The sequence below is a fragment of the Kitasatospora sp. NPDC001175 genome, from assembly GCF_053598215.1.
The window spans coordinates 1-2,340 of sequence record NZ_JBSFJU010000191.1 but is presented as its reverse complement, the minus strand read 5'-3'; the positions used below and the strand labels follow the sequence as shown (position 1 = coordinate 2,340).

Sequence of the window (2,340 nt, the reverse complement as noted above, 5' to 3'; positions counted from 1 at the left end):
ACCACCGACTCCACCGACCGCGGCAACGCCACCGCCACGACCTGCTCAGGAGCCACACCTCGAGCGACCAGCGCATGCGCGAACCGATTCGCCCGAGCATTTAGCTGACGGTACGTCAACTTCTCACCAGCGCCGACCAACGCAACAGCATCCGGAGTCGCCCGCACCTGGGCCGCGAAGGCTTCCGGCAGGGTGCCGGCGCCAACGGGCAGGGCGGTGGCGTTGTTCTCCTCCAGCAGCCAGCGGCGCTCGTCGGCGCCGAGGATGTCGATCCGGCCGATCGGCTGGTCCGGGTCGGCGACGACAGCCTCCAGCAGGAGCGTCCAGCGTCGGGCAAGGGATGCGACCGTCGAACGGTCGAACAGGTCGGTGGCGTAGTCGACCGCACCGACGATTCCGGCCGGGCTGCCGTCCGGGCCGTGCCGCTCGATCAGGTTGAAGCCCAGGTCGAACTTGGCGGTCCCGGTCGGCACGGCGGAGAAGGAGGCCCGGAGCCCGGGCAGCCCGAACTCGCCCATAGGCGCGTTCTGCAGGGCCAGGACGGTCTGGAACAGCGGGTGGTGGGACAGCGACCGGGACGGATTCAGCACCTCCACCAGGTGCTCGAACGGCACATCCTGGTGCGCGAACGCGGACAGCGCCGTCTCCCGCACCCGGCCCAGCAACTCGGTGAAACCCGGATCATTACCGGTGTCGGTACGCAGCACCAGCGTGTTGACGAAGAACCCGACCAGATCGTCCAACGCCTCGTCGGTACGGCCCGCGATCGGACTACCGATCGGGATGTCCGTCCCCGCACCCAACCGCGTGTACAGCGCCGCCAGGCCGGCCTGCAGCACCATGAACAGACTGGTACCGGAACGACGCGCCAACTCGGCCAGCCCCGTGTGCAGTTCGGGGGGCAGCTCAAGGCCGAGGTGATCCCCCCGGTAGCTTGCGACGGCCGGGCGAGGCCGGTCCGCGGGCAGCTGCAGCCGCTCCGGAAGACCGGCCAACTGCCGAGCCCAGTAGCCGAGTTGCTCGGCAAACCGGCTGTCCTCATCGGCGGCGTCGCCGAGCAGGTCGCGTTGCCACAGGGTGTAGTCGGCGTACTGCACCGGCAGTACCGGCCAGCTCGGCGCGCGACCCTCGCACCGGGCGGCGTACGCCTCGGCCAGGTCGCGGGCCAGCGGGCCCGTGGACCAGCCGTCGCCCGCGATGTGGTGCATGACCAGCAGCAGCACGTGCTCGTCCGGCGCGAGCGCGAACAGCTCTGCCCGCAGCGGCACTTCCGCCGCCAGGTCGAAGGGCTGCCGTGCCGCTTCGGCGAGCCGCTGTGGCAGCTCAGCCTCGGCAACCTCGGTCACCCGCACCTGCGGACGCGCCGCCTCCGGGTCGAGGACCCGCTGGCACGGCACGCCTTCGACCTCCGGAAACACCGTCCGCAAGCTCTCGTGCCGGACCACCACATCGGCCAGCGCCTCGGTCAGCGCCTTCTCGTCCAGCGCTCCGGTCAACTGGAGTGCCAGCGGGATGTGGTACGTCGCGGCAGCCTCATCCATCCGGTGCAGGAACCACAGCCGCCGCTGAGCGAACGACAGCGGTACCACCTCCGGCCGCTCGCAGGCGACCAGCGCGGGCCGGACCCGGCCGGCCTCGGCGAGCTTCGCCGCCAGCCCGGCCACCGTTGGTGCCTCGAAGAGCGTGCGCAGCCCGACCTCGACACCGAGTGCCGAACGCACCCGTGCGACCAGGCGGGTGGCGAGCAGGGAGTGCCCGCCCAGGTCGAAGAAGCCGTCGTCGACACCGACCTGCGACCGGCCGAGCACCTCGGCGAACAGCTCGCACAGGATCTGCTCCTGCGGCGTGCGCGGCGCACGGCCGCTCCCCTTGGTGGCAGGCTCGGGCACGGGCAGCGCCGCCCGGTCCAGCTTCCCGTTCGGCGTCAGCGGCAGCGCGTCCAGCACCACGAAGGTGGCTGGGACGAGGTAGTCCGGCAGGCGGCCGAGCAGGTGTGCGCGCAGCTCCGCCGGCCTGACCGAGGCACCGGGGTGCGGCATCACATAGCCGATGAGTCGGTCGTCCTGGGCGAGGACGGCGGCCTGGGCGACGGCCGGGTGCGCGACGAGGGCGGTCTCGACCTCACCGGGCTCGACCCGGAAGCCGCGCACCTTCACCTGGTCGTCGGCCCGACCGGCGAACTCCAACCCGCCGTCGGCCCGCATCCGGACCAGGTCACCTGTGCGGTACATCCGCGCGCCCGCCGGGTCGAACGGGCACGCCACGAACCGTCCTGCCGTCAGCCCCGGCCGGTTCAGGTACCCGCGGGCCAGCCCCGCACCGGCGACGTACAACTCCCCC

1 protein-coding gene is annotated in these 2,340 nt (G+C 71.8%); it reads right to left on the bottom strand.

Annotated features, from left to right (window positions below; all coding sequences use genetic code 11):
• Positions 1-2,340 (bottom strand): condensation domain-containing protein (locus ACWDAK_RS41000; protein WP_427396331.1); only part of this gene is annotated, 2,340 nt, incomplete at both ends.